Source organism: Polaromonas sp., assembly GCF_012927415.1.
GTDB lineage: Bacteria > Pseudomonadota > Gammaproteobacteria > Burkholderiales > Burkholderiaceae_C > Polaromonas.
In genome coordinates, this window is the sequence record NZ_JABBPF010000141.1 from 1 (window position 1) to 6,141 (window position 6,141).

Annotated in this window: 3 protein-coding genes; all 3 read right to left on the reverse strand. The window is 63.8% G+C overall.

What is annotated here, in order from left to right; all coding sequences use genetic code 11:
• Nucleotides 1-1,067 (reverse strand): efflux transporter outer membrane subunit (locus tag HHJ19_RS12340; protein ID WP_296907774.1); only part of this gene is annotated, 1,067 nt, incomplete at its 3' end.
• Nucleotides 1,068-1,075: 8 nt separating this feature from the next.
• Complete coding sequence (locus HHJ19_RS12345) at nt 1,076-4,327, reverse strand: efflux RND transporter permease subunit (RefSeq protein WP_296907778.1); 3,252 nt, start codon at nt 4,325-4,327, stop codon at nt 1,076-1,078.
• 192 nt (nt 4,328-4,519) lie between these two features.
• On the reverse strand, nt 4,520-6,141 hold a 1,622-nt coding region (locus HHJ19_RS12350), incomplete at its 5' end, for an efflux RND transporter permease subunit (RefSeq protein WP_296907781.1).

The following is a 6,141-nucleotide window of genomic DNA, read 5'->3' on the forward strand; positions in this document are numbered from 1 at the left end:
CCGGTGGCGCCGGCGTTAAAAAGCACCTGTGCGGCCGACAGGCCAATGGACCAGAGGCTGCTGGATGCGCTGAACAGGTCGGCCGCGCGGCTTGCCCCCAGTCCATAAGACGCGCGCAGCGACAGGCTGGGGTAATACGCACTTTTGGCGACGCCGATCTGCTCGTTGGCCACAGCCACCCGGCGTTCGGCTGCGGCAATGTCGGGCCGGCGCTGCAGCAGCGTTGAGGGCAGGCCCACCGGCACTTCAGGCACCACCGGACTCCAGTCCGCTGACGTGAGCGTGAAGTTGCCGGGCGCTTCACCGACCAGCACGGCAATTGCGTGTTCCAGCTGCGCACGCTGGCGTAGCAGCCCGGCATCGTCGGCCTGCGCATTGGCAAGCTGGGTCTGCGCCTGTAGTACGTCCGTTTTGGCGGCGATGCCCGCGGTGTAGCGGTTCTGCGTGATTTCAAGCGAGCGCTGGTAGCCGGCAATGGTGCTGGCAAGCAGCGCTTTCTGCGCATCGGTCTGGCGCAAGGACAGGTAATTTACCGCCAGTTCGCCCTGGGCCGATAGCCGCGCCGAGGCCAGGTCGGCGGCACTGGCCTGCGCGCTGGCCGACGCGCCTTCGACCGCCCGGTCAAGCCGGCCCCAGACATCGGGTTCCCAGCTGCCGCCCATGCTGAGCTGGTATTTGTTGCCGGGGCTGACGTTGGCAGAACCCGAACGATTGGCGCCGCCGTCGAGCGTGACCGTTGGAAACAGCGAGGCCCGCTGCTCGCGTACCAGCGCCCGCGCCTGGGCGTAGGCGGCCACGGCCTGCGCAACGTTCTGATTGGACACGTCGACGCGCGCGGCGAGCTGGTCCAGCACCGGGTCGCCGAACAGGCGCCACCACGGGCCGCGTTCCAGGGCATCAGCGGGCGCGGCGGGCAACCAGCCCTCGGCTTCCTTGAAAGCGCTGACATCAGGTGTGCCGGGGCGCTGGTAGTTGGGGCCTACCGCGCAGGCACTGAGGCCTAAAACCAGCACGGTGGTCGCCAGCACGGTGCGGCCGGCGCTGCGAAGAGTTTTTGGGTGTTGCATGGAATGCCTCATTGCAGTTGCAGCGCAGCAGCTGCAGGCGGCGGCTCTGGCGCTTCGCCCGCGTGCCTGCTCAGATGACGTTCTGACGAGCCACCGCGACGCAGTTTGTCGAGCAGGACGTAGACCACCGGCGTCGTCAGTAGCGTCAGCAGCTGGCTGGCAATCAGCCCGCCGATGATGGTAATGCCGAGCGGCCGGCGCAGCTCTGCGCCTTCGCCAAAACCGATGGCCAGCGGCAAGGCGCCCAGGATGGCCGCCATCGTGGTCATCAGAATCGGGCGAAAGCGCAGCAGGCAGGCCTCGCGCACGGCCTCGACGGCGGAAAGTCCGCGAGCGCGTTCCGCGTCAAGGGCGAAGTCGATGATCAGGATGGCGTTTTTCTTGACGATGCCGATCAGCAGAAAAATGCCGATCAGCGCGATGATGGAAAAATCCAGCTTGAACAGCAGCAGCGCCAGCACCGCGCCCACACCGGCTGAAGGCAGTGTGGAAAGCACCGTCAGCGGATGAATCAGGCTTTCGTAAAGAATGCCCAGCACGATGTAGATCACCAGCAGCGCGGCCAGGATGAGCAGCGGCTGCTCGTTTTGCGACTGCTGCGCGTTAAGGGCAGTGCCCGAGAAGCTGCCGCGCACGTTGGTGGGCAGGCCGATGGCGGCTTCCGCCTGCTTCACCGCAGCCTGCGCGTCGCTGAGCGTGCTGCCGTCGGCGAGGTTGTAAGACACCGTGGTGGAAAGCTCGCCATCCTCGTGGCTGACCGACGCAGGCGCGGCGTTTTCGCTGAAGCTGGCAATCGCCGACAGCGGCACCATGGTGGTGGCAGATGCGCTCAGGACCTGGCCCGACGAGGGATCGCGCAGGGCCGGATTCACCACCGCCGTGGCCGTGCCCGACGAGGCTGCGGTGGCCAGCGTGCTGTTGCCGCCGCCCCTGACCGGAATATAAATATCCTTGAGCGACTCGGGGCTGCGTATATAGCGCGGCGCCACTTCCATGATGACGTGGTATTGGTTCAGGTCGCCGTAAATCGTGGCAACCTGACGCTGGCCAAAGGCGTTGTACAAAGCGTTATCGACATCGCGCGAGCTGATGCCGAGGCGCGCCGCGCTTTGCTTGTCCACCGTCACCATGGTTTCGACGCCGTTTTCCTGCTGGTCGGTGTCCACGTCCGTCAGTGCGGTTTCCAGCTTCATCTGATCGGCCAGCCGTGTGGCCCACTTTTTCAGGTCGGCCGCGCTGTCGCTTTTCAGGCTGTACTGGTAGGTTGAGTTACTCTGACGACCGCCGCCGCGCAGGTCCTGCACCGGGTTCAGGAAGAGGGTGATCCCGGTCACGCGTGCCAGTTGTGGGCGTAGCCGTGCGATGACGGCCTGGCCGGCATCGCTGCGCTGGCCGACCGGCTTGAGGTTGATGAACATGAAACCGCCGCCCGCCCGCGAGCCACCGGTAAAACCGACCACCGTATCAACCGCCGGGTCGCGCCGGATGATGTCGACCAGCTCCTTGAGTTTTCCCTGCAGGGCCTGAAAGGAAATGCTCCGGTCGGCGCGCAGCCCGCCGCTGATCTGCCCGGTATCTTGTTGCGGAAAAAAGCCTTTGGGCGCTGAAATGTAAAGGTAGACATTGAGCCCGATGACGGCCAGCAGCGCCAGCATGACCAGCAGCTTGCTGCCCAGCGCCCAGTCCAGGCTGTGTTCGTAAGCGCGGAGCAATCGACTGAAGGCGTTTTCAAAACCGCGTGCAATGCGGCCCGGCGGCTGGTTGTCGGACGCGGGCTTGAGCAACCAGGCGCACATCATCGGTGTGGTGGTGAGTGAAATCAGTAATGAAATCAGCACTGCGGCCGACAGCGTGACGGCAAATTCGCGGAACAGCCTGCCAGTCTGCCCGCCCATGAACAACAGCGGAATGAAGACCGCCACCAGCGACAGGCTGATGGACAGCACCGTAAAGCCGACTTCGCGCGCACCCAGCAGCGCCGCCTTGAAGCGGTCCATGCCCGCTTCAATATGGCGGCTGGTGTTTTCAAGCACCACGATCGCGTCGTCCACGACAAATCCGGTGGCGACCGTCAGCGCCATCAAGCTCAGGTTGTTCAGGCTGAAACCCAGCAGATACATCACGCCGAACGTGCCCAGCAGTGACACCACCGTGGCAACGGCCGGGATCAAGGTGGCGCGCGCGCTGCGCAAAAAGGCGCTGACCACCAGCACCACCAGCGCAATCGAAATCAGCAGCGTCAGCTCGATTTCACGCAGCGAAGCGCGAATCGAGTTGGTGCTGTCTGAGGCGACCTGAAGCTGCACGTCCTGCGGCAGCTGGGCCTGCAGTTCTGGCAGAAGGGCGCGCACGCCGTCAACTGTCGCGATCACGTTGGCATCGGGCTGGCGCGTGATCAGTACGACGACCGCCGGCTCGCCATTGAAGAGGCCCAGCGTGTTGGTGTTCTCCACGCCATCAAGCACCTCGGCCACGTCGCCAAGCCGTATGGCCGCGTTGTTGCGCCAGGCGATCACCAGTCCGCGGTAGTCGGCAGCGCGCAGCCCGCCGGTGGCGTTGGCGCCGCCCGAATAGATCTGCAGTCGCCTGCCATTGCCTTCAATCGCGCCGCGCGGCCGGTTGGCATTGGCGGCCTGAAGGGCGGCACGGACGTCCTCCATGCTGACACCGTAGCGGTTGAGCGCAAACGGCAGCAATTCGACGCGTACGGCCGGCAGCGAGCCGCCGCCCAGTTCCACCTCACCCACGCCGGGCACCTGGGCAATTTTTTGCTGCACCAGGTTGGACACTTCGTCGTAGATTTGCCCCGGCGAGCGGGTTTTGGAGGTCAACGCCAGAATGATGACGGGTGCCGATGCCGGGTTTGCCTTGCGGTAGGTCGGATTGCTGCGCAGCGTGGCGGGCAGGTCGGCGCGTGACGCATTGATGGCGGCCTGCACTTCGCGCGCGGCGGCGTCGATCTTGCGGTTGAGGTCGAACTGCAGGCTGACGCGGGTCGAACCGGTGCCGCTGTTGGAGGTCATTTCATTGACCCCTGCAATCACGCCCAGGCGGCGTTCCAGCGGCGTTGCCACGCTGCTGGCCATGGTATCGGGGCTGGCGCCTGGCAGGCTGGCACTGACCGAAATGACGGGAAAATCCATTTGGGGCAGCGGCGAGACCGGCAGCACAAAAAAGGCGCCAGTGCCGGCGAGTGCCAGGCCTAAGGTCAGCAGTACCGTGCCGATGGGGCGGCGAATGAAGGGGTCGGAGAGGTTCATGGCGTTGCGCGGGCTGTCCGATCAGCGGCAGTTTTATGCTGCGACAACGTGGCTGAGGCTTGCTGGCCGGGTGTCGCCCGGCAACCACTGCCGGCCAGCCCCGCGACGGGGGGAAAACCGGAAATGCTATTAATTAAATAGCTACCCACTACCGTATTTATTGGACAAGGAGCATAAAAGCCATTAAAAACGTTAAAAGGAAGCATCAACCCGCTCCTTGCGCCCAAGGCGCCGCCCCAGCCGGTCAAACGCCAGGTAAATCACCGGCGTCGTGAACAGCGTCAACACCTGGCTGACAATCAGCCCGCCAAAAATAGCCAGGCCCAGCGGTCGGCGCAACTCGGCGCCTTCACCCCAGCCCAGCATCAGCGGCACGGCGGCGAACAGCGCAGCCAGCGTCGTCATCAAAATGGGGCGAAAGCGCAGCAGGGCCGCCTGGTGAATTGCTTCCTGCGGCGACTTTCCTTCATTGCGTTCTGCGTCAATTGCAAAGTCAATCATCATGATGGCGTTCTTTTTGACAATGCCGATCAGCAGGATGATGCCGATGATGCCAATCACGCCCAGGTCCGAGCCGCTCAGCATCAGCGCCAGCAGCGCGCCCACGCCGGCGGAGGGCAGGGTGGAGAGAATCGTCATCGGATGGACGTAACTTTCGTACAGCACGCCCAGCACGATGTAAACACAGATGACGGCAGCCAGGATCAGCCATAACTGGTTGGAGAGCGAAGACTGATAGGCCCCGGCCGCGCCGAGGAAGGTCAGGTTCACGCTGGCTGGAAGGGCGATGTCTCTGGCGGCTTGCTTGATCTCGTCAACCGCCCTGCCCAAAGACACGCCAGGCGCGGTGTCAAAGCCCAGCGTGGTCGCCGGGTATTGCGCGACATGGGTGATCTGCAGGGGTGCGGGCCGTTCGGTGATGGTGGCGATGGATGACAGGGAAGTGGTGCTGCCGCCGCCGGTTTTTAGCTGCAGATTACCCAGCGAGGCCGGCGTTGCCAGCGCATCGGGCATGGCCTCCAGAATCACGCGGTACTGGTTGGTTTCAGTGAAGATCGTCGAGACGATGCGCTGGCCAAAAGCGCTATACAGGGCATCGTCAATGGCGGACGTGGTGATCGCCAGCCGTGAGGCGGAGTCGCGGTCCACTGTGATGTAGGCGGCTGTTCCCGTGGCGTCGGCATCGGATGCGACATGGCGCAAGCCGGCCAATTGCGTCATGCGCTCCGCCAGCAGGGTTGCCCATTTCACAACCGTGGCACTGTCCGAGCCTTCTAGTGAAACGCGAAACTGCGTCGGACCGGTTTCAGCGTCAATCGTCAGGTCCTGGGTCGGCTGCAGATAAAGCGTGGCGCCCGCGACCCTTGCCACGCGTTCGCGCAGGCGGTCCATGGTCTCGGGCTGGCCGGTGGTGCGCTTGCGCTTGAGGTTGATCAGCATGCGGCCGGTATGCAGCATGGTGTTGTTGGCCGCGTCCACGCCGATGAAGGAGCTCAGCGTGTCCACGTCAGGGTCCTCCAGGATAGCCCTGGCGGCGGCCTGCTGCAGCGTGGCCATTCGGTCATATGAAACCGATTGGGCAGTTTCAATCCTTGCCTGCAACTGCCCGGTGTCCTGCGTGGGAAACAGCCCCTTGGGGATCACCACATAAAGCAGCACGGTGAGCAGCAGTGTCGCCAGCGCCACCAGCAGCGTAGCGCCCTGGTGCCGGAACACCCAGCTCAGCCAGCGGTCATAGTGAACCATGACCTTGTCAAAAAATCGCTGCAGCCGCGCGCCAATACCCACCGATGGGTTCTTCAATCCATCAGGCC